Origin of the sequence: Scopulibacillus cellulosilyticus (assembly GCF_042665295.1) — a bacterium.
GTDB lineage: Bacteria > Bacillota > Bacilli > Bacillales > Sporolactobacillaceae > Scopulibacillus_A > Scopulibacillus_A cellulosilyticus.
Genome location: NZ_JBHTCO010000040.1, coordinates 37201 through 58010 on the forward strand (window position 1 = coordinate 37201; position 20810 = coordinate 58010).

At 39.5% G+C, this 20810-nt stretch carries 36 protein-coding genes; 34 read left to right on the forward strand and 2 right to left on the reverse strand.

Features of this window, described 5'->3' with window-relative positions; genetic code table 11:
- Window position 1 precedes the first annotated feature (1 nt).
- From rpsC to ACFQRG_RS18325, 32 genes are all read left to right on the forward strand, one after another.
- Window positions 2–661, forward strand: coding sequence for a 30S ribosomal protein S3 (gene rpsC / locus ACFQRG_RS18170; protein WP_380968744.1), 660 nt, complete (start codon window positions 2–4; stop codon window positions 659–661).
- A 2-nt stretch (window positions 662–663) separates the two neighbouring features.
- On the forward strand, window positions 664–1098 hold the full coding sequence (gene rplP, locus ACFQRG_RS18175; protein WP_380968747.1) for a 50S ribosomal protein L16: 435 nt from the start codon (window positions 664–666) through the stop codon (window positions 1096–1098).
- Entirely contained in the window at window positions 1088–1291 is a 204-nt protein-coding gene (rpmC, locus tag ACFQRG_RS18180) for a 50S ribosomal protein L29 (RefSeq protein ID WP_380968749.1), read from the forward strand. Before rplP ends, rpmC begins: the two co-directional genes overlap by 11 nt.
- 19 nt (window positions 1292–1310) lie before the next feature.
- Entirely contained in the window at window positions 1311–1577 is a 267-nt protein-coding gene (gene rpsQ / locus ACFQRG_RS18185) for a 30S ribosomal protein S17 (protein WP_380968751.1), read from the forward strand.
- 39 nt (window positions 1578–1616) lie between these two features.
- The gene (gene rplN / locus ACFQRG_RS18190) at window positions 1617–1985 is read left to right on the forward strand and encodes a 50S ribosomal protein L14 (protein ID WP_205004746.1); all 369 of its coding nucleotides are present in this window, start codon (window positions 1617–1619) and stop codon (window positions 1983–1985) included.
- 47 nt (window positions 1986–2032) lie between these two features.
- The gene (gene rplX, locus ACFQRG_RS18195; protein WP_380968819.1) at window positions 2033–2344 is read left to right on the forward strand and encodes a 50S ribosomal protein L24; all 312 of its coding nucleotides are present in this window, start codon (window positions 2033–2035) and stop codon (window positions 2342–2344) included.
- Window positions 2345–2371: 27 nt separating this feature from the next.
- Window positions 2372–2911: a 50S ribosomal protein L5 gene (rplE, locus tag ACFQRG_RS18200; RefSeq protein WP_380968753.1), complete on the forward strand. Its 540-nt coding sequence runs from the start codon at window positions 2372–2374 to the stop codon at window positions 2909–2911.
- 23 nt (window positions 2912–2934) lie between these two features.
- On the forward strand, window positions 2935–3120 hold the full coding sequence (locus ACFQRG_RS18205; RefSeq protein ID WP_205004748.1) for a type Z 30S ribosomal protein S14: 186 nt from the start codon (window positions 2935–2937) through the stop codon (window positions 3118–3120).
- A gap of 31 nt (window positions 3121–3151) precedes the next feature.
- Window positions 3152–3550 (forward strand): 30S ribosomal protein S8, encoded by a 399-nt coding sequence (gene rpsH, locus ACFQRG_RS18210; RefSeq protein WP_380968755.1) that lies wholly within the window; start codon window positions 3152–3154, stop codon window positions 3548–3550.
- A 28-nt stretch (window positions 3551–3578) separates the two neighbouring features.
- A complete protein-coding gene (rplF, locus tag ACFQRG_RS18215; protein WP_380968757.1) occupies window positions 3579–4115 on the forward strand; it encodes a 50S ribosomal protein L6 in 537 nt (178 codons plus the stop codon).
- 31 nt (window positions 4116–4146) lie between these two features.
- Window positions 4147–4509 (forward strand): 50S ribosomal protein L18, encoded by a 363-nt coding sequence (rplR, locus tag ACFQRG_RS18220; RefSeq protein ID WP_380968759.1) that lies wholly within the window; start codon window positions 4147–4149, stop codon window positions 4507–4509.
- Between the two features lie 16 nt (window positions 4510–4525).
- On the forward strand, window positions 4526–5026 hold the full coding sequence (gene rpsE, locus ACFQRG_RS18225; RefSeq protein ID WP_380968762.1) for a 30S ribosomal protein S5: 501 nt from the start codon (window positions 4526–4528) through the stop codon (window positions 5024–5026).
- A gap of 13 nt (window positions 5027–5039) precedes the next feature.
- Entirely contained in the window at window positions 5040–5228 is a 189-nt protein-coding gene (gene rpmD, locus ACFQRG_RS18230; RefSeq protein ID WP_380968764.1) for a 50S ribosomal protein L30, read from the forward strand.
- Window positions 5229–5252: 24 nt separating this feature from the next.
- Entirely contained in the window at window positions 5253–5693 is a 441-nt protein-coding gene (gene rplO / locus ACFQRG_RS18235) for a 50S ribosomal protein L15 (RefSeq protein ID WP_380968766.1), read from the forward strand.
- Window positions 5693–6982, forward strand: a complete 1290-nt coding sequence (gene secY / locus ACFQRG_RS18240) for a preprotein translocase subunit SecY (RefSeq protein ID WP_380968768.1) — start codon at window positions 5693–5695, stop codon at window positions 6980–6982. Before rplO ends, secY begins: the two co-directional genes overlap by 1 nt.
- Window positions 6983–7029: 47 nt before the next feature.
- Window positions 7030–7683, forward strand: coding sequence for an adenylate kinase (locus ACFQRG_RS18245; protein WP_380968770.1), 654 nt, complete (start codon window positions 7030–7032; stop codon window positions 7681–7683).
- Between the two features lie 67 nt (window positions 7684–7750).
- Complete coding sequence (locus ACFQRG_RS18250; RefSeq protein WP_380968773.1) at window positions 7751–8074, forward strand: KOW motif-containing protein; 324 nt, start codon at window positions 7751–7753, stop codon at window positions 8072–8074.
- Window positions 8067–8285, forward strand: a complete 219-nt coding sequence (gene infA, locus ACFQRG_RS18255) for a translation initiation factor IF-1 (protein ID WP_132747132.1) — start codon at window positions 8067–8069, stop codon at window positions 8283–8285. The genes ACFQRG_RS18250 and infA overlap by 8 nt, the downstream gene beginning before the upstream one ends.
- Before the next feature lie 28 nt (window positions 8286–8313).
- Window positions 8314–8427, forward strand: a complete 114-nt coding sequence (rpmJ, locus tag ACFQRG_RS18260) for a 50S ribosomal protein L36 (RefSeq protein WP_003156543.1) — start codon at window positions 8314–8316, stop codon at window positions 8425–8427.
- 21 nt (window positions 8428–8448) lie between these two features.
- Entirely contained in the window at window positions 8449–8814 is a 366-nt protein-coding gene (gene rpsM, locus ACFQRG_RS18265; RefSeq protein WP_380968776.1) for a 30S ribosomal protein S13, read from the forward strand.
- A gap of 20 nt (window positions 8815–8834) precedes the next feature.
- Window positions 8835–9230: a 30S ribosomal protein S11 gene (rpsK, locus tag ACFQRG_RS18270; protein WP_380968778.1), complete on the forward strand. Its 396-nt coding sequence runs from the start codon at window positions 8835–8837 to the stop codon at window positions 9228–9230.
- A gap of 175 nt (window positions 9231–9405) precedes the next feature.
- Window positions 9406–10350, forward strand: coding sequence for a DNA-directed RNA polymerase subunit alpha (locus tag ACFQRG_RS18275; protein ID WP_380968780.1), 945 nt, complete (start codon window positions 9406–9408; stop codon window positions 10348–10350).
- Between the two features lie 67 nt (window positions 10351–10417).
- A complete protein-coding gene (rplQ, locus tag ACFQRG_RS18280) occupies window positions 10418–10780 on the forward strand; it encodes a 50S ribosomal protein L17 (RefSeq protein WP_380968782.1) in 363 nt (120 codons plus the stop codon).
- A gap of 87 nt (window positions 10781–10867) precedes the next feature.
- Window positions 10868–11713, forward strand: a complete 846-nt coding sequence (locus ACFQRG_RS18285; RefSeq protein WP_380968821.1) for an energy-coupling factor ABC transporter ATP-binding protein — start codon at window positions 10868–10870, stop codon at window positions 11711–11713.
- Window positions 11689–12570 carry an energy-coupling factor ABC transporter ATP-binding protein gene (locus ACFQRG_RS18290; protein WP_380968784.1) on the forward strand — a complete coding sequence of 294 codons (882 nt, stop codon included), beginning with the start codon at window positions 11689–11691 and terminating at the stop codon, window positions 12568–12570. Before ACFQRG_RS18285 ends, ACFQRG_RS18290 begins: the two co-directional genes overlap by 25 nt.
- 34 nt (window positions 12571–12604) lie before the next feature.
- Window positions 12605–13357: an energy-coupling factor transporter transmembrane component T family protein gene (locus ACFQRG_RS18295; RefSeq protein WP_380968824.1), complete on the forward strand. Its 753-nt coding sequence runs from the start codon at window positions 12605–12607 to the stop codon at window positions 13355–13357.
- Window positions 13358–13370: 13 nt separating this feature from the next.
- A complete protein-coding gene (truA, locus tag ACFQRG_RS18300) occupies window positions 13371–14108 on the forward strand; it encodes a tRNA pseudouridine(38-40) synthase TruA (protein ID WP_380968786.1) in 738 nt (245 codons plus the stop codon).
- A 145-nt stretch (window positions 14109–14253) separates the two neighbouring features.
- Window positions 14254–14691, forward strand: a complete 438-nt coding sequence (gene rplM, locus ACFQRG_RS18305; RefSeq protein WP_380968788.1) for a 50S ribosomal protein L13 — start codon at window positions 14254–14256, stop codon at window positions 14689–14691.
- A gap of 20 nt (window positions 14692–14711) precedes the next feature.
- Window positions 14712–15104 (forward strand): 30S ribosomal protein S9, encoded by a 393-nt coding sequence (gene rpsI / locus ACFQRG_RS18310; protein ID WP_380968790.1) that lies wholly within the window; start codon window positions 14712–14714, stop codon window positions 15102–15104.
- A 169-nt stretch (window positions 15105–15273) separates the two neighbouring features.
- Complete coding sequence (locus ACFQRG_RS18315; RefSeq protein ID WP_380968793.1) at window positions 15274–15711, forward strand: DUF2521 family protein; 438 nt, start codon at window positions 15274–15276, stop codon at window positions 15709–15711.
- 205 nt (window positions 15712–15916) lie between these two features.
- Window positions 15917–16633, forward strand: coding sequence for an N-acetylmuramoyl-L-alanine amidase CwlD (cwlD, locus tag ACFQRG_RS18320; protein WP_380968795.1), 717 nt, complete (start codon window positions 15917–15919; stop codon window positions 16631–16633).
- Between the two features lie 156 nt (window positions 16634–16789).
- Window positions 16790–17830 (forward strand): Mrp/NBP35 family ATP-binding protein, encoded by a 1041-nt coding sequence (locus ACFQRG_RS18325; protein WP_380968797.1) that lies wholly within the window; start codon window positions 16790–16792, stop codon window positions 17828–17830.
- Window positions 17831–17875: 45 nt separating this feature from the next.
- Here ACFQRG_RS18325 and gerD read toward each other — a convergent pair whose 3' ends face one another.
- On the reverse strand, window positions 17876–18490 hold the full coding sequence (gene gerD / locus ACFQRG_RS18330) for a spore germination lipoprotein GerD (protein WP_380968799.1): 615 nt from the start codon (window positions 18488–18490) through the stop codon (window positions 17876–17878).
- A gap of 188 nt (window positions 18491–18678) precedes the next feature.
- On the opposite strand from gerD, the gene ACFQRG_RS18335 reads away from it, so the two are divergent.
- The gene (locus tag ACFQRG_RS18335; protein ID WP_380968802.1) at window positions 18679–19278 is read left to right on the forward strand and encodes a KinB-signaling pathway activation protein; all 600 of its coding nucleotides are present in this window, start codon (window positions 18679–18681) and stop codon (window positions 19276–19278) included.
- Between the two features lie 60 nt (window positions 19279–19338).
- On the opposite strand, the gene ACFQRG_RS18340 is transcribed toward ACFQRG_RS18335, so the two are convergent.
- Window positions 19339–20094 carry a polysaccharide deacetylase family protein gene (locus ACFQRG_RS18340; RefSeq protein ID WP_380968804.1) on the reverse strand — a complete coding sequence of 252 codons (756 nt, stop codon included), beginning with the start codon at window positions 20092–20094 and terminating at the stop codon, window positions 19339–19341.
- 142 nt (window positions 20095–20236) lie between these two features.
- Between ACFQRG_RS18340 and ACFQRG_RS18345 the strand changes: the two genes are divergently transcribed.
- Window positions 20237–20488, forward strand: a complete 252-nt coding sequence (locus ACFQRG_RS18345; RefSeq protein WP_380968806.1) for a hypothetical protein — start codon at window positions 20237–20239, stop codon at window positions 20486–20488.
- The last annotated feature ends 322 nt before the right edge of the window (window positions 20489–20810 follow it).

Genomic DNA, 20810 nt, shown 5'->3' on the forward strand with positions numbered 1-20810 from the left:
GATGGGACAAAAGGTTAACCCGGTAGGATTTAGAATTGGTGTCATTCGTGACTGGGAATCCAAATGGTATGCAGATAAAAACTATGCTGAATATCTTCACGAAGATATCAAGATCCGTGAATTCATTGAAAACAAACTTAAAGATGCTGCCGTATCAGCTGTTGAATTAGAACGTGCGGCTAACCGTATTAACGTAACAATCAAAACTGCTAAGCCTGGAATGGTTATCGGTAAAGGCGGCTCAGAAGTAGAAGCTTTAAGAAAGTCTCTAAATGCATTAACTGGCAAACGTGTCCATGTTAATATTTTTGAAATCAAACAAGCTGATCTTGATGCTAAGCTTGTTGCAGAAAATATCGCTCGTCAATTAGAAAATCGTATTTCTTGGCGTCGCGCCCAAAAACAAACAATCTCCAGATCTATGAGAGCAGGAGCTAAAGGTATTAAAACACAAGTTTCTGGTCGTCTGGGCGGCGCTGACATCGCTCGTTCTGAAGATTATAGTGAAGGTACTGTTCCACTTCATACGCTGCGCGCAGACATTGATTATGGCACTGCAGAAGCGGATACAACATACGGAAAACTAGGCGTAAAAGTTTGGATTTACCGTGGTGAGGTCCTTCCTACGAAAGGAACGAACAAAAAGGAAGGAGGAAAATAATCATGTTAATGCCAAAACGCGTGAAGTATCGTAGACAACATCGCGGCAGAATGCGCGGAAATGCAAAAGGCGGTACTGAGGTTAATTTCGGTGAATTTGGATTGCAAGCTCTAACTTCATCATGGATTACAAGCCGTCAAATTGAAGCAGCGCGTATTGCGATGACACGTTATATGAAACGTGGCGGTAAAGTTTGGATTAAAATTTTCCCACAAAAGCCATATACAGCTAAACCTCTTGAAGTTCGGATGGGTTCCGGTAAAGGTGCTCCGGAAGGCTGGGTAGCTGTAGTAAAACCTGGCAAAGTAATGTTTGAAATTGGTGGCGTATCTGAAGAAGTTGCTCGTGAAGCTCTTCGTTTAGCATCCCACAAGCTGCCGGTTAAAACTAAATTTGTAAAACGCGAAGAAGTGGGTGGTGACGCAAATGAAAGCTAATGAAGTACGCAACTTAACCACTGCTGAAGTAGAACAACAAGTTAAAACGTTAAAAGAAGAGTTATTTAATCTTCGCTTCCAATTAGCTACTGGACAATTGGAAAACCCTGCCCGAATTCGCGAAGTAAAGAAAGCTATTGCTCGTGCGAAAACTGTATTGCGTGAACGCGAATTAAAAATCCAAAACGGTTAATGAGAGGAGGTTTTCCTAGATGTCTGAAGAACGCAATAGCCGTAAGGTTTATGTCGGCCGTGTCATCTCTGACAAAATGGATAAAACCATTACTGTTCTTGTAGAGACTTACAAAACTGATTCACTTTACGGTAAACGTGTTAAATACTCTAAGAAGTATAAAGCGCATGATGAAGACAACAAGGCTAAAGTTAACGATGTTGTTAAAATTATGGAAACTCGTCCGCTTTCAAAAGATAAACGTTTCCGTCTTGTTGAAATCGTCGAGGAAGCTGTTATTATATAATTCGTTGCTGTAGTTAGTCCCGAAGGGAGGTTACGTTGAATGATTCAACAAGAAAGTCGTTTAAAGGTTGCTGACAATTCTGGTGCTCGTGAGGTATTGACTATCAAAGTACTTGGCGGTTCAGGCCGTAAAACAGCTAATATTGGTGACGTTATTGTTGCGACGGTAAAACAAGCGACACCAGGAGGCGTTGTTAAGAAAGGCGACGTTGTTAAAGCTGTTATTGTACGTACTAAGAGAGGCGTTCGTCGTCCTGATGGCTCTTACATTCGTTTTGATGAAAATGCAGCTGTTATCATTCGTGATGATAAAAGCCCGCGCGGTACTCGTATTTTCGGACCAGTTGCCCGTGAACTCCGTGATCGGCAATTTATGAAAATCGTATCACTAGCTCCGGAAGTATTATAAGATGCTAAGTTAGTTGACAAGGAGGTGCGCAATCAGCTATGAGCCACTTGCATGTAAAAAAAGGAGATAAAGTGCAAGTTATCTCCGGTAAAGACAAAGGCAAGCAAGGTGTTATTTTAGAAGCATATCCTTCAAAGAATCGAGTGCTTGTTGAAGGAGTGAACATCGTAAAAAAACACTCTAAGCCAACCCAAATGAATCCGCAAGGCGGAATTATTGATCAAGAAGCTCCGATTCATGCTTCTAATGTAATGCCTTTAGATCCAAAAACAAATGAACCAACTCGTGTAGGTTATAAAACAGAAAACGGTAAAAAAGTTCGCATCGCAAAAAAATCAGGTGAAGCTTTAGATAAATAATGTCATCTTTGAAAGGAGGTAACACACATGAGCCGTTTCAAAGAAAAGTATAAAAATGAAGTGGTACCGGCACTTATGGAAAAGTTCAATTACTCATCCATTATGCAAGTGCCTGCTATTGAAAAAGTTGTCATTAACATGGGTGTTGGTGACGCAGTACAAAACTCCAAAGCATTGGATAATGCTGTTGAAGAATTAACAGCTATTGCTGGTCAAAAACCAGTTATTACTCGTGCAAAGAAATCTATCGCAGGTTTCAAATTGCGTGAAGGCATGCCGATTGGTACAAAGGTTACTCTTCGCAGCGAACGCATGTATGACTTCTTGGATAAACTAGTTTCTGTATCTTTGCCACGTGTACGTGACTTCCGCGGTGTTTCTAAGAAAGCATTTGATGGCCGCGGCAACTATACACTGGGGATTCGTGAACAATTAATTTTTCCTGAAGTTGATTATGATAAAGTTAACAAAGTGCGCGGTATGGATATCGTTATCGTAACGACAGCAAATACAGACGAAGAAGCTTATGAACTGTTAAGGCTTCTTGGAATGCCATTTGCAAAATAAAACGATTTTAAGGAGGGACAGTCTTGGCTAAAAAGTCAATGATCGCTAAGCAAAAGCGGGCTAAAAAGTTTAAAGTACAAGAATATACTCGCTGTGAACGCTGTGGACGTCCTCATTCTGTTCTACGTAAATTTAAATTGTGCAGAATTTGTTTCCGTGAACTTGCTTATAAAGGACAAATCCCTGGCGTAAAGAAAGCTAGTTGGTAAACCCCAAAGTTAAGGGAAGGAGGTCATTTGAATGGTCATGACAGATCCAATTGCGGATATGCTGACTCGTATAAGAAATGCAAATACTGTTCGTCATGGACAATTGGTATTGCCTGGATCAAGAGTCAAAAAAGAAATTGCCGAAATACTAAAGCGTGAAGGCTTTATTAAAGATGTTGAATATATCGAGGATAACAAGCAAGGCATGATCCGTATTTTCTTAAAGTACGGTGCTAATAAAGAACGTGTCATAACTGGACTTAAACGTATTAGTAAGCCTGGTCTTAGAGTATATGCAAAAGCTGACGAAGTACCGCGTGTTCTTGGCGGACTTGGTATTGCGATTGTTTCTACTTCCAAAGGCATTCTTACTGATAAAGAAGCTCGCCAGCAACAAGTGGGCGGCGAAGTCCTAGCATATGTATGGTAATTTTTAAGGAAAGAATGGAGGTGTCACGATGTCTCGTGTTGGTTTAAGACCTACTGTAGTGCCAAGTGATGTTACAGTAACTATTGATGGTAACCATGTTAAGGTCAAAGGACCGAAAGGCGAATTATCTCGCACTTTTCATCCTGATATGATCATCAAACAAGAAGAAAACGAAATTAAGGTTGAACGTCCTTCTGATTCTAAGGAGCACCGTTCTCTTCATGGAACAACAAGCAGTATCATCAATAACATGGTGACTGGTGTAACAAAAGGCTACGAAAAGAAACTTGAACTTATCGGTGTTGGTTATCGTGCCAGCAAGCAAGGTAAAAATCTTATTCTTAATGTTGGCTACTCTCACCCTGTTGAAATTGTACCTGAAGAAGGTATTGAAATAGATGTAGAAGGTAATACCAAAGTTAGTGTTAAAGGTATCGATAAAGAACGTGTCGGAGCTGTTGCATCCAACATTCGTGCCGTTCGCAAACCTGAACCTTACAAAGGAAAAGGTATTCGTTACGAAAATGAATATGTACGTCGTAAAGAAGGTAAAACAGGTAAATAGAAATTAGTTAGCAGAAGGGAGTGACTGACTAATGATCACAAAGCAAGATAAAAATGCTGTGCGTAAAAAAAGACATCAACACGTGCGCCGTCGTGTGTTCGGTACAAATGAACGTCCGCGTTTGAATGTTTTCCGCTCATCAAAGCATATTTATGCACAACTTATCAATGACGAAGAAGGTAAAACAATCGTTTCATCTTCAACTGTTGATAAGGAACTTGCCCTTGATAAAGGCGGCAATATTGATGCAGCTAAAAAAGTTGGCGAACTTATCGCCAAGCGTGCGTTAGAAAAAGGTTACGACACTGTTATTTTTGACAGAGGCGGTTACTTATATCATGGCCGCATTAAAGCACTAGCTGATGGTGCGCGTGAAGCAGGACTTAAATTCTAATAAAGGAGGGAAATCCATGCAAACTAATGAGCGAAATAAATCAGAGTTGGAAGAGCGCGTTGTTGCGATTAACCGTGTAGCTAAAGTAGTTAAAGGCGGTCGCCGTTTCCGTTTTGCTGCACTTGTTGTAGTTGGCGACAAAAAAGGGAATGTAGGCTTCGGAACAGGTAAAGCTCAAGAAGTGCCTGATGCAATCCGCAAGGCTATCGAAGCTGCTAAGAAAGATATGTTTAGCGTACCTATCGTTAATACATCTATACCGCATGAAATTATCGGTAAATATGGTGCAGGCAGTGTTCTTTTAAAACCTGCTTCCGAAGGTACAGGAATTATTGCAGGAGGCCCTGTCCGTGCGGTGCTTGAACTTGCTGGTGTAGGCGATATTTTATCTAAATCCCTTGGTTCCAACAATCCAACAAACATGGTTCGCGCAACTGTTCAAGGTCTTAAGAATCTTAAACGTGCCGAAGATGTTGCAAAACTACGTGGTAAAACTGTAGAAGAATTGTTAGGATAAGGAGGGAAATAAAATGGCTAAACAACTTGAAATTACCCTCAAACGCAGTGTGATTGGTCGTCCGCAAGATCAACGTATTACAGTTAGAACACTTGGTCTTAAGAAGACTAACCAAACTGTTGTTCATGAAGATAATGCTGCTATTCGCGGTATGATTAATAAGGTATCTCACCTTTTAAATGTAAAGGAAATTAACGAGTAAAAAACTGATTGAGGAGGTGCCATTATGAAACTCCATGAATTAAAACCTGCTGAAGGTTCCCGTTCTTCCCGCAAACGTGTAGGACGCGGTTATGGTTCAGGTCTTGGTAAAACTTCCGGACGCGGTCAAAAAGGCCAAAAGTCCCGTTCAGGCGGCGGTGTACGTCCTGGATTTGAAGGCGGACAAATGCCTCTTATTCAAAGACTGCCTAAACGCGGTTTCACTAACCCTACAAGAAAAGAGTATGCAATTGTTAATGTTGATACTTTAAACCGGTTCGAAGAGGGAACGGAAGTAACACCTGAGCTTCTATTGGAACAACGCATCATTAGTAAATTAAATGATGGGGTCAAAATTCTTGGCAACGGAAAACTTGAAACAAAGTTAACTGTAAAAGCTCATAAATTTTCTGCTTCTGCCAAAGAAGCAATTGAGGCGGCTGGCGGAAAAACTGAGGTGATCTAATGTTTTCATTGATCTCCAACATTGTGCGCGTGCGTGAAATACGCCGCAAAGTGATATTCACGCTGTTGATGCTGATTGTATTTCGGATTGGAACATTTATTCCAGTTCCGAATGTTAACAGTGATGTCATTAAGTTTAATGGCTCAAGTGTCTTCGGCTTTTTGAATACATTTGGCGGCGGCGCCTTGCAGCATTTTTCCATTCTGGCAATGGGAATTATGCCTTATATCACAGCATCCATCATTATGCAGCTTTTGCAGATGGATGTTGTCCCTAAGTTTACAGAGTGGTCAAAGCAAGGTGAAATGGGCAGAAAGAAAATTACCCAAGTCACCCGCTATGGAACAGTTATTCTAGGATTTATACAAGCGATTGGTTTGTCAATCGGTTTTAATGCCCAGTTTCCTGGTCTTATAGAAAATCCTAGTATTTTAACTTATCTATTAGTTGCGCTTGTATTGACGGCTGGAACGACCTTTTTAATGTGGTTAGGTGAACAAATTACCGCATACGGGGTGGGTAACGGCATATCAATCATTATTTTTGCTGGTATTGTTGCTCGGATACCAACGAGCATTAACCAAATCTATGCTCAGCGATTTGAACATGCCAGCAACATATTCTTGCAAATCGTCACATTGTTGGTTATCTTACTAGCCGTATTAATTATTGTTGTAGGTACAATCTTTGTCCAACAGGGCGTAAGGAAGCTGCCTATACAATATGCGAAACGAACCGTAGGAAGAAACACTTACGCTGGTGAATCAACGCATTTGCCGATTAAAGTAAATGCTGCGGGAGTTATACCTGTTATTTTTGCTATATCTCTTATGATTACACCGTCTACGGTTGCTAGATTTTTTCCGTCAAATGCTTTTACAAGGTGGGTTATCAACACCTTTAACTATACAACGGTAACTGGCATGATTATTTATGCATTACTGATTATTGCCTTTACCTATTTTTATACGTTTGTTCAAGTTAATCCGGAGAAAATGGCGGATAATTTGAAGAAACAAGGCGGTTACATTCCGGGTATTAGACCGGGACGTAATACAGAGAAGTACGTGACGCGTATTTTATATCGGCTGACACTTGTTGGTTCAATTTTCTTGGCTATCATCGCTATCTTACCGATGTTGTTTGCCAACATTGCAAAGCTGCCTGCTACTATCCAGATCGGCGGAACGAGTCTTTTGATTGTAGTAGGGGTTGCTCTTGACACAATGAAAAAAATTGAAAGTCAATTAGTGAAACGAAATTACAAGGGATTTATTAAAAGGCAGTAAAATCTTCGTAGCTTATGAACAACACTGAACGAGTTTGGAGGGGTAGAATGAACCTCATATTGATGGGACTACCCGGTGCAGGCAAAGGCACTCAAGCAGAACGAATCGTTGAAAACTATGGTTTACCGCACATTTCCACTGGTGATATGTTTCGTTCAGCTATTAAAGAGGGTACAGAACTCGGACAAAAGGCAAAGTCTTATATGGATGCTGGTAACCTTGTTCCGGATGAAGTCACAATAGGTATTGTTCGCGAACGTTTAGGCAAAGATGATTGCAAGAAAGGCTTTTTGCTTGATGGTTTTCCTAGAACGGTTGCCCAAGCCGAAGCCTTAGAACAAATCATGTCAGATAGCGATCGTCATATAGATGCTGTTCTCTATATTGATGTAGATCAAAATAAGCTTTTAAAACGTCTGACCGGCCGCCGTGTTTGTTCTAACTGTGGAGCCACTTACCACGTTGAGTTCAATCCGCCAAAAGAACCTGGTAAATGTGATAAGTGCGGCGGTGAATTAAAGCAGCGTGCTGATGATAGTGAAGAAACAGTGAGTGCGCGGTTAGAAGTAAATATAAAGCAGCAAAAAACACTTCTTGATTTTTACAGAGACAAAGGCTATTTACGTACGATTGATGGTAATCAGCATATTGATGAAGTCTATGATTCAATTAGTCATATTCTCGGGAGTTTCCCAAAGTAAACTGCCTGTTGCGATTACTGAAGACGGCTATGAAATCATGACAGCCTTAAGTGAAGGTGATGATTGATTGGTAAGCGAGTCAGATTCAATTCCCATACCCGGACAAATTGTTCGTGTTTTAAAGGGCAGGGATGCAGGTAAATACTGTGTTATTGTAAGAATCGTTAACAGCCGTTTTGTTGAGATTGCCGATGGTGATAAACGAAAGTTTGATAAGGCAAAAAGGAAAAATATCACTCATCTTGAATTTGAACAATACGTTTCGGCTGAAGTACAGAACAGCATTCTTGAAACCGGACGTGTCACTAATGGAAAGTTGCGTTTTGCACTATCAAAGTTTTTAAATGAAAAAGTCAGTGACCTGAGGAAGGGTGAGTCAGTGGATGGCTAAGGAAGATGTCATTGAGGTGGAAGGTACAGTTATCGAACCTCTGCCAAATGCAATGTTCCGTGTTGAACTAGAGAATGGTCATAAGATACTTGCTCACGTTTCGGGAAAGATTCGCATGCATTACATTCGAATTTTACCTGGAGACAAAGTTACGGTAGAATTATCGCCGTACGATTTATCTCGCGGACGGATTACTTTTAGACACAAGTAACGTTTCGCGTTATAGGGAGGTTTTAGCAGTGAAGGTGAGACCATCAGTTAAACCAATCTGTGAAAAATGCAAAGTTATTCGCCGTAAAGGCAAAGTTATGGTCATTTGCGAAAATCCTAAGCATAAACAAAAACAAGGTTAAACGAGGGAGGTGTTTTAATTTATGGCACGTATCGCAGGTATCGATATCCCAAGAGAAAAACGCATCGTTATCTCTTTAACATATATCTATGGTATTGGTAAAACAACTGCACAAGAAATCCTTAAAGAAGCAAACGTTTCTGAGGAAACTCGTGTTCGCGATCTTACAGAAGAAGAATTAACACGAATCCGTGAAGTTGTCGACCGTTATAAAGTTGAGGGCGACCTTCGCCGTGAAGTTTCTCTTAACATTAAACGTCTAATCGAAATCGGCTCGTACAGGGGCATTCGTCACCGCCGTGGTCTTCCAGTTCGCGGTCAAAATACAAAAAACAATTCACGTACGCGTAAAGGTCCACGCCGTACGATGGCTAATAAGAAAAAATAGAAAAGGAGGTTTTCTGACTTATGGTTAAACGCAGAGATAACCGCAGCCGTAAACGTCGTGTGAAAAAGCATATAGAAAGTGGTATTGCACACATTCGTTCAACTTTCAATAACACTATTGTTACGATTACTGACCCTCACGGTAATGCTGTTACTTGGGCAAGTGCAGGTGGTTTAGGTTTTAAAGGTTCCCGTAAATCAACGCCATTTGCTGCACAAACTGCTGCTGAAACTGCTGGTAAAGCAGCAATGGAAAACGGCATGAAAACTATTGAAGTTTCCGTTAAAGGACCAGGAGCAGGACGTGAAGCTGCAATTCGTGCGCTTCAAGCTGTTGGACTAGAAGTTACAGCTATTCGTGATGTAACTCCAGTGCCTCATAACGGCTGCCGTCCGCCAAAACGTCGTCGCGTCTAAGATTTTCACGTATAAATTTAATATAATTGACTATAATGGTTATTATTCGTAATTATGGACGAGACAGCTTTGTTTAAATAAAGCTTATACCGTATGCCCTATGGGAATTGTGCGGGAAATTTCGGTTAGATTGATCTAACCGAAGTTTCGACGTTTTGAAGGAGGGTTTTGTTGGATGATTGAAATCGAAAAGCCAAAGATCGAAACGGTTGAAATCAGCGACGATGCAACTTATGGCAAATTTGTCGTTGAACCGCTTGAACGTGGGTACGGGACTACATTAGGAAATTCCTTGCGTCGGATATTGCTATCATCCCTCCCAGGTGCAGCTGTTAATACCGTTCAGTTTGATACTGTCTTACATGAGTTTTCGACTATTGAAGGTGTTGTGGAAGATGTCACAGCGATTATTCTTAACATCAAAAAGCTGGCGATGAAAATTTATTCCGAAGAGGAAAAAACGCTGGAGATTGATGTACAAAAAGAAGGCAAAGTTACGGCTGCAGACATCATCCACGACAGTGATGTTGAAATCCTTAACCCTGAACTTGAAATAGCGACACTATCGGCTGGAGCTCGTTTTCATTTGAAAATGCAAGCTAAAAAAGGTCGTGGTTATGTACCTGCGGAAGGAAATAATCAAGAGGATCTGCCTATTGGCGTCATTCCTATTGATTCCATTTATACGCCGGTATCAAGGGTTAACTATCAAGTAGAGAATACACGTGTCGGTCAAGTAACGAACTTTGACAAATTAACCCTCGATGTTTGGACTGACGGAAGTATTCGACCTGAAGAGGCTGTTTCACTAGGAGCTAAGATATTAAACGAACATCTAAACATATTTGTTGGTTTAACAGATCAAGCCCAAAATGCAGAAATTATGGTTGAAAAAGAAGAAGACCAAAAAGAGAAAGTTCTTGAAATGACAATTGAAGAACTCGATTTATCTGTCCGCTCTTATAATTGTTTAAAGCGTGCAGGTATTAACACGGTGCAAGAGCTAACCCAGAAATCAGAAGAAGATATGATGAAGGTTAGAAATCTTGGCCGCAAATCTCTTGAAGAAGTTCAAGAGAAGCTGGCTGATTTAGGCCTAGGTTTAAGGAAAGAAGAATAGACGGCAATTTCGCTTTCTTTTTTGCGCAAAAAAGAAACTAAGATGATTGCAAAAGGAGGGGAACTTCATGGCATACGCAAAGTTGGGACGTGACTCCGCTGCACGTAAAGCATTGTTCCGTGATTTAGCAACAGACCTTATTATTAATGAAAGAATTGAAACGACTCATGCAAAAGCTAAAGAGCTTCGTTCTATCGTTGAAAAGCTTATTACATTAGGCAAGCGTGGAGATCTTCATGCTCGCCGCCAAGCCGCATCTTTTGTACGTAATGAGGTAGCTGATAATGAATCAGGACAAAAAGCTTTACAAAAGCTTTTTGATGATATTGCAACTCGTTACGAAGAGCGTCAAGGCGGATATACGCGTGTATTAAAGCTTGGCCCTCGCCGCGGTGATAACGCCGAGATGGCTATTATCGAATTAGTATAATGTGTAATAAAAAGGGCGGAGCGGGTCATGTGATGGACCTGCTTCTTTGCCCTTTTTTTATTTATATAATTCATCCAGGAGTTAAAAATTGCCATGGATAAAATTATTGAAGTTAATGATTTGTTTTTTCGTTATAATGACGGAGATCAATGGACCATCAATGGTGTCAGTATGTTTGTTAATCAGGGAGAATGGCTTTCCATTATAGGACACAATGGTTCCGGGAAGTCAACATTAGCAAAATGCCTTAATGGATTATTATTGCCTGAAAAAGGTTCAGTTCTCGTTAATCGTTTAGATACAAGTGATGAAGAGAGCATTTGGGAAATTCGCCGGCAAGTAGGCATGGTATTCCAAAACCCTGATAATCAATTTGTAGGGACAACCGTCAGAGATGATGTTGCTTTTGGCATGGAGAACCACGGTGTCCCTCGCGAAGAAATGTTAATTCGCCTGGATAATGCTTTGAAACAAGTGAAAATGGAAGGTTTTGCCCAGCAGGAACCGCATCGTTTATCGGGCGGGCAAAAGCAAAGAGTTGCTATTGCCGGAATCATTGCCTTAAAACCATCCATCATCATTTTAGATGAAGCCACATCAATGCTTGATCCAGAAGGAAGAAATGAAATTATTCATACAATGCGTGATTTAAATAAAGAATATGGTGTTACTGTTATTTCTATTACCCACGATTTAGAAGAAGCCATTTATTCAGACAGGATTCTTGTTATGAATCACGGTGAAATTTTGGATCAAGGTTCACCGCGGGACATTTTTAAAACAACAAAATTATTAGAAGATGTTGGTCTGGACTTGCCTTTTACAATTAAATTAAGGCAGCAGCTGCAAAAACAAGGATTTCCTTTATCGGATAATGCCTTGTTTCAAGAAGAGCTGGTGGAGGAATTATGGACATTACGGTCAAAGATTTAACACATTTGTACAATCCAAAAACACCATTCGAACGAATTGCATTAAAAGATATTAATGTGCAAATTAAATCCGGAACATTTCTATCAATTATTGGTCATACAGGCTCGGGCAAATCAACATTTATACAACATATTAATGGGCTGCTTAAACCCGCAAAAGGGGAAATAACAGTTGGAGACATCACCATTAAAGCTGATGAAAAAAAGCCCAAGCTGACTTCCTTAAGGAAACGGGTGGGTCTGGTCTTTCAATACCCTGAACACCAATTGTTTGAAGAAACGGTGGAAAAGGATATATGTTTTGGTCCGATGAATTTTGGGATCTCCGAGGAAGAAGCTAAGCGGAAAGCACGTGAAGCTATTGAGCTGGTTGGTCTCCCGGACAGCCTTTTAAGCCGGTCCCCATTTGATTTAAGCGGAGGCCAAATGCGGCGTGTCGCTATTGCCGGTGTTTTAGCGGTTGAACCGGAAGTTATTATTTTAGATGAACCGACAGCCGGACTTGATCCTATGGGCAGAAATGATATGCTGTCCCTTTTTATGAAACTTCATCGGGAAAGATCGCTGACAACGATTATGGTCACGCACAGCATGGATGATGCGGCTTTTTATTCTGATGAAGTCATGGTTATGGACAGCGGCCAAGTAGTCATGAAAGATAAGCCGGAGGTCATTTTTTCACAAATAGAAAAATTGCAATCCCTTGGGTTAGATGTTCCTGAAACGATAAAGTTTCTAACCAAGTTGGACGAGCGCTGCCAAGTCGGTATAGGTACGCCTGTATTTTCTATCCCGGAAACTGCGGCAAAGATTGTCGAGATGCTGGCGCAGGGAAGGGAGAAGGGTGCCCGTGTTTAACATTATTATTGGTCAATATGTCCCTGGACAATCGATGATTCACCGGCTTGACCCGCGTTCTAAATTAATTTCTATTCTTATATTTGTCGTTATCATCTTTCTTGCTAATAATTGGTTAACTTATGGATTCGTTGTATTGTTTTCATTGATAGGCGTTTTATTGTCAAAAGTACCGATACGCTTTATTTACCGAGGCTTAAAAGCTATTATAATCATTATTATTTTTACTTTTATTTTAAATGTACTTTTTACACAACAAGGCGATCTTCTGTTTAGTATCGGCTGGCTCCATATTTATAAAGGCGGGCTTGTCCAAGGTTTATTTATATCAATTAGGTTATTAGCCATCATAGTTTTGACGACGTTATTGACATTGACAACAACACCAATTGATATTACGGACGGGATTGAAATTTTATTAGGACCTTTAAAGAAAATGAAGCTCCCTATTCATGAATTTGCCTTGATGATGTCTATCTCATTAAGGTTTATACCAACATTATTAGAAGAAACAGAAAAAATTATGAAGGCACAATCAGCAAGAGGCTCAGATTTTACATCAGGCTCGCTGAAAAGCCGTATAAAAGCGATTATTCCTCTGCTTGTCCCTTTATTTGTAAGTGCCTTTAAACGCGCTGAAGAACTTGCTATGGCTATGGAAGCAAGAGGCTACCGTGGCGACAAAGGACGTACCAGACTCAGAGTATTAAAGTGGACGGCAAAAGATACGGGGGTCATCATTCTTTTGCTTATATTGACCGCTGTGCTTGTTATATTCCGAAATTAGAGGAGAACATATCATGGCAAGAATTAAATGCACAACTTCATACGATGGTACGAATTTTTCGGGATATCAGGTGCAACCTGAGAAAAGGACCGTTCAAGGTGAAATAGAGGCAGCATTATCCCGTATTCATAAAGGGCAGCCAATGAAAATAACTTCGTCGGGACGAACAGATGCGGGAGTCCATGCAAGAGCTCAGGTTTTTCACTTTGATTCGCCCCTGTCTATTCCGGAACCAAATTGGATAAGAGCATTAAACGGTCAATTGCCAAATGACATTTTTATACGCCGGGCTGAAATTGCGGCTTCTGATTTTCATGCCCGTTTTGATGTAAGGGAAAAGGAATATCATTACCGGATATTAACGTCACAAGAACCAGATATGTTTCGCAGGCTGTATACTTATCATTTACCTGAAGACCTTGATTTAAGCAAAATGAGAGAAGCATGCAGTTATTTTATCGGGACCCATGATTTTACATCATTTTGTGCAACGAATACCTCAGTAAAGGATAAAGTGAGAACCATTTACAGTATGGACATTTTTGTTGAAAATGATGAAGTGGTCATTGCTGTAAAAGGGGAAGGTTTTTTATATCAAATGGTGAGGATTATGACCGGTACTTTAATTGAAGTCGGTTTAAATAAATTAGCTCCTTCAGAAATAAAGGCCATTCTTCTGAAAAGGGACAGAAGAGCAGCACCTAAAACGGCTCCGGCCCATGGACTTATCATGTGGCAAGTGTCTTACTAAAAATGACAGCTTGACATTATACCAAATGTATTATATTATATGATTTGGCATTTCTAATTAAGACCACTATTAGCCCCGATAATTATGGTCGTAATATAGATGAAATGATTGACAATGAAAAGAAGAAGATTGAGGAGGGAACATCGTGCGTACAACGTATATGGCAAAAGCGCAAGAAGTTGAGCGCAAATGGTACGTTATTGATGCAGAAGGCCAAACTCTAGGCCGCCTTGCAAGTGAAGTTGCTGCTGTTCTTCGCGGCAAACATAAGCCTATTTACACACCGCATGTTGACACTGGTGACCACGTCATCATCATCAATGCAAACAAAGTTCATTTAACAGGCAATAAGTTATCAGATAAAAAATACTACAGACACTCAGGTCATCCAGGCGGACTTAAAGAACGCACTGCATACGAAATGCGTGAAACACGTTCACGTGAAATGTTAGAAAGAACAATTAAAGGCATGCTTCCTCACAACAGCCTTGGACGTCAAATGGCTAAGAAGCTGCATGTATACGCTGGAAACGAACATCCACACCAAGCACAAAAACCTGAAGTTTACGAACTTCGCGGATAATTGATTAAGGAGGGTTTGAATTGGCACAAGTACAATACTACGGCACTGGCCGTCGTAAGCATTCTGTCGCTCGTGTAAGACTTGTACCCGGAGATGGCAAAATTGTCATTAACGGCCGCAGCATAGATGATTATTTTAACCTTGAAACACTTCGCGCTATCATCAAACAACCTTTAGTTGAAACTGAAACAGAAGGTAAATATGATGTTCTTGTAAACGTTAAGGGCGGCGGTTTTACAGGCCAAGCAGGCGCTGTCCGCCACGGAGTTGCCCGTGCGCTTCTGCAAGCTGATCCTGAATATCGTTCAGGCCTTAAGCGTGCAGGTTTCTTAACTCGTGACCCACGTATGAAAGAACGTAAGAAATACGGACTTAAAGGTGCTCGTCGTGCACCGCAATTCTCAAAACGTTAATATTATTATCGTCAGAAAGCCCCGATCGGTTATCGGGGCTTTTTTGCGCGCTTTTTTATTAATTATCCACAGTTCACGGGGTCTGACCCCGTGAACTGTGGATGGGAAAAGCTGTTAGCATTTTAAGACGCCTCTTGTCAGAAGCTAACATAGAAAGGGGGCGGCTATTATGGCTGTAGTTATGAATTTTACGGAAAAATATAGATGTAAACAACTCGATTTTGAAAGAAAAACATTGCAGGAATTATCCCTTCTACAAATAGAAAACATGATTCATGACACATTCGATCAGTTTATGAAGCCCATTGTCGCTTATCAGCAAACAATCACTGATATGTGCTTGGATTATGCGGTAGAGTCTTTCTTATTAGGCGCTTCCTACGGGCGGTTTGGTTACTACGGGGAAACGCTTGAGACGGTGTATTACCGCAGTCAGAAACGTTTTAAGACGCTGCTTGATGACTTTTATGATTTTTGGATGTTCTGGCTTTATACAGATGATATGGTCAATGAATCAGTTTATATGGCTTGTGAGTCCTATTTATATTATTGGTGGAAGGAAGGCTTTGAAGCGACCGTACGGAGATACCGTTTACGGCTTCATTAATTTTTAACAACAAGGTATAAATGAAATCCGTTAATTTTAAAGAAAAATTTTTTTCTGCCTTGCAGTTAAAAACAGCGAGGCATTTGACATTAAACAACAGCACATCATACTTTTTCAGGCCTATTTAAACAACCTCTCATAATTTTCTCTCTTGTCCCATATGATGTATCAAACAAGACATTAGGCGCGTGACGGAGGGAATATCATGGGGAGAAAATGGGTCAAGCGGTTATTATTAATACTTGGCATTATTTTACTAATTGCTTTTATTAATTACGAAATATTACAAAGGCATTCTTGGTCAAGTTGGCACCTGCCCCTTTCCGGAAAAGTCATTGTCATTGATCCTGGCCATGGCGGCCCTGACGGAGGGGCTGAAGGCGGTGATTTAAAAGAAAAAAAAGTTGCACTAAGTGTAGCTAAGCATCTGCGTGATTACTTACAGGAATCAGGGGCGCTGGTTCTAATGACAAGGGAGCATGATACGGATTTGGCTGATGAGGGTAAGAAAGGGCTAAGTCAAAGAAAAACGCAAGATCTTCAAAGACGTGCGGAATTTATAAAGAACTCAGATGCTGACGCCGTAATCAGTATTCATTTAAATGCAATACCTTCTCCGAAATGGCGGGGCGCACAAACGTTTTATCATCCTAAATCTGAAGAAAATGAAAAAATGGCTAGGTTTATTCAAGATTCTTTACGGATTCAATTAACGAACACGAACCGCTATGCAAGGCCCATTGAACATGTCTATTTACTTAAAAAGGTGAATGTACCAGCTTCACTCGTTGAAATTGGTTTTTTATCTCATTCAGAAGAGCGCAGGCTTCTTGAAACAAATGATTATCAGAAAAAAGTGGCCGTTTCTATATATCATGGGATTATGAGGTATTTTACTAATGAGAAGGCACCTCTTAAGTAACCTCCTAACAGGAGGTTTTTCCTTTACAGTTTTTCTAAACAAATTGGCCTCTTATTTATCTGCATATTGCCAAACGGTAAGTTTTTCTTTATGAATTATTAAACAAGTTTGATATACTGAATTTGACATTGAATTCGTGGGAGGTTAAATACTGTAATGATTACAAAAGATCAGGTTATTGAAATCCTTAATACAGTTAAGGATCCGCATTTACATAAAAGCATTATTGAGACAAACGGTATTCGGGAAATAAAAATCAAAGATACTTTTGTCAGTTTGAAAGTTGCTTTAGCGAAAATTAATACAGCAGAGCAAATGAAAGTTCAGCAGGAAATTGTTTATAAATTAAAACAAAATGGTGCAGAATCAGTAGGATTAAGATTTGAAGCGCTGTCAGAAGATGAAATTGAAAAAGCAGGCGGCTTCTCGGAATCAGGGCCATCGTTATTATCCAAGAACAGTAAAACAACTTTTATTGCTATCGCCAGCGGTAAAGGCGGTGTAGGTAAATCAACTGTTTCAGTTAATTTAGCTGTTGCACTTGAAAGACTCGGTAAAAAGGTCGGCATTGTGGATGCTGATATATACGGATTCAGCGTTCCAGACATGATGGGGATAGAAAGCCGGCCAAAAGTTGAAGGAAAGCGGATTATTCCTGTTGAAAGATTTGGCGTTAAAGTTATTTCAATGGGATTCTTTGTTGAGGATAATTCACCAGTTATTTGGCGGGGGCCTATGCTTGGTAAAATGTTAAACAATTTCTTTAGCGAAGTTGATTGGGGAGAACTTGATTACCTTATTTTAGATTTACCTCCTGGAACAGGGGATGTAGCCATGGATGTTCATACAATGATTCCGCATTCTAAGGAAATCATTGTCACAACACCTCATCCTACAGCGGCGTTTGTTGCAGCACGGGCTGGTGCGATGGCGATTAAAACAGAACATGAAATCCTTGGTGTTATTGAAAATATGTCTTACTATGAAAGCAAGAAGACAGGAGAAATTGAACATATCTTCGGTCAAGGCGGCGGAGAAAAATTAAGTGAAGCGCTTGGGACTGAATTATTAGGACAAATCCCTCTTGAGCAGCCTGATGAACAACAGGATGTTTTTGCACCGTCGGTTTACGCTGCTGATCACCGGGTTGGACAAGTTTATTTGGATATTGCAAAAAAGGTCATAGAAAAACTTTAAAAAATAAAAAGATAAAATAAAATAAATCTCCCCTAACCGGGAGATTTATTTTCCACCTTGTTGTTGTGTTTTTCCGCCCTGCCCGCCGCCTTGCTGGCTGCTGCCTTTTTTCAATTGATCCTGGACAGCTTTATTTATAGCATCAGATAATTGTGAGGCCATAAGCGGACTGGAAAGAGTTTCAGTTACGACCTTTTGCATTTGGTCCCGGTATGGTTTTGTTTTCATAAGATCAAGATATTGGCTTTGCATTTTTGGCGCTTTTAATATATTCATCATCATTTGTTGATAAGATGGATCATTCATCATCTGTTTCAATATCGTTTCATTTTGTTGCTGCATTGTTTTAGCTAAATCTTTTTTAAATTTAGGATCGGAAAATAATTTCTCCCAATACTCTTTGCCTTCTTTAGAAGTCAATGTTTTAGCAATTGTTTCTTTTACAAAGTCTTGATTAAAAACAAGCTGTTGTTTAACTTTTGGATCTTGCAGAACATCTTGAATGGCTTTTTTGCCTTCGTCAGTTTTTAATAAATCAACAAACATTTTTTTCGTTTCCTGATAATTAGGCTGACTTCCTTCGGCAGCTTGTTGAGATGCGCAACCGCCCATTAATAATAAGAATCCGCTAAAAATAAAAATTAGAACAGCTTTAGGCATGGAGTTTCACTCCCTTGCGATAATTTATTCAATATTAGGCTTGTTACCAACTAAGTTTTCTTTATTAATATGTGAAGATAGTGGTGATTTATACATTTGACTCCTAAGGTTATTGGCTTTTTAAATGGCCGTTGGTAAAATTAAATTATAATAGTAAATCATTGGCGGGAAGATGCGGAGGGAACAGTGTGAATATTAGAAAATGGGTGTCGCTTTTTTTTACGACTCTAATCATTGGCGGGGCAGCCGGACTAGTTATAGGTTATCTTGTTGAATGGCGAAGTTATACCGATACTATTTTCGACGGTAAAATTTTGAATTTCATTGTCAGTTTACTCACACTATTCGGAACGGGTTGTCTCTTTAGTATTTTAAGCCAGATGGGTTTTTTTGCTTACCTTACAATTCATCGGATTGGCCTGGGCATGTTCGGTTCAGCTTCGTTATGGTCCAAAGTCCAGCTCGTATTTATCCTTTTTATATTTTTTGATCTTGTTTATTTTCGTTACCAAGCTTTCGGGGGCAAACACCAAAGTATTTTTACCTTTTTTATTTTACCGCTGGCTCTTTTGATTGTTAGTTTATTTATTGCCTTATGGAAAAAACAAGAAACCAATCGTTATGCTTTTATCCCTACGCTCTTTTTTATGTTTGTTGTGACAGTCATTGAATGGCTGCCTGTTTTGAAACCTAATGATTTGCGCTGGATTTGGATAATGGGCGTAACCCTTGTCATATGCAACGCATACCAAGTACTCATATTGCACCGTTTAATTCAGAAAACCTAATAAATGACAGCTAAAAGGGACTAAAGATATTTTGATCTTTAGTCCCTTTTGGCTGATAGATTATTCAATAAGGTTTGTTTTTACTTTGGAATCTGAAATAAGAGTGGACAAGGTAACGAAAGAATAACCTTCATTCTGTAAGTTTTCAATAATGAGAGGCAGAGCCTTCATTGTTTGTTTTGCTGAATCTGAGGCATGAAGACGAATGATGTCGCCGCGTTTACTATGCTCTATCACATAAGAAGCGATGCTCCTATAACCTGGATTTTCTGCATCCTGAGGGTAAACACTCCAAAGAATGACTTGTTGATTCAAACGGGATGCTGTTTTTAATATATCTTTATTAATGCTGCCATATGGAGGACGAATCAAAGCGGGAGACTCTCCGCTTGCTTTTTTAATAGCCTCATTAGCCAAAAGGATATCTTTCCTTACTTCCTCAGGTTTTAAATCTGTGTAGTGTTTATGCTTTAATCCATGAGATTCTATTTGGAAACCGTATTTTTTCATTTTTTCTATGATATCTTTATGACGTTCCGCCCATTCGCCAGAGACAAAAAAAGTTGCTTTTACCCCTTCTTCCTTTAGAGTATTTAATATAGCTTCAACCTGTACTTCACCCCAATTAATATCAAAGGTCAGAGCGAGCTGTTTTTGATCAGTTTTTACTTTTGATAAAGCTTTAGGGCCTTGGGATGTGGAAAAAACAGTTGTTTCCTGATTTTGAACAAAAGCTATAAGGGCGGCAAAGAAAGCTGTCACAACAATAAATAACGCTTTCTTTATTCTTCTGCCGTTTAATACCCATAACCGCATAGGCTTCCTCCTTACGCAAAAACAATGTTTGTACCATTTTATGGCCGAGTTGGACTGGATATGCTCCATATCTTTGTTTGATTCATAAAACCCGTGAAGTTCGGTAATAATTGTTTTTGTAGGCTTATTTAGAGGTGATGATATGATCGGTGCATTATTTTTAGAAAAAGAAATAATTGAAATAGAATACTTAATTAAGAGGGAATTAGAAGAGCTTCTTTTTGATTTAAATGATAAAAATCTCAACCATATAGTCAAACGCGCAATGGAGGAGCGTTATCAAATTTTATATAAGATTCTTCGCCGTTTTGCTTCTCATCAGGATTGTATAAAGTATATGCGTTCATATAAAAAAAATAATAAAAAGTCTATTGACGAAGGTAATACATGGTGATATTATAAAAAGCGCTGTTTCAAATGAAGATAAGTACTATGAAAAAAGTTGTTGACAGTTGTTTTTGTCGGTGTTATTATTAATTGCGTCGCTTTTAAAGGATGTAACAAAGCATTGCAAAAAAAGTTGTTGACAAAACGAGAAACACTTGATATAATAATAAAGTCGCTGATGGGCGATTTGTTAAAAATTAAAAGATTGTACCTTGAAAACTAAACAAAAGCCAAGCGTGATTGAAAGGGCAACTTTTCAATAAAAGCTAAGGATCATAACGATTGAAAGTACAGCTGTTTAACAGCTTTAATAAGGATGTTCGCATCCA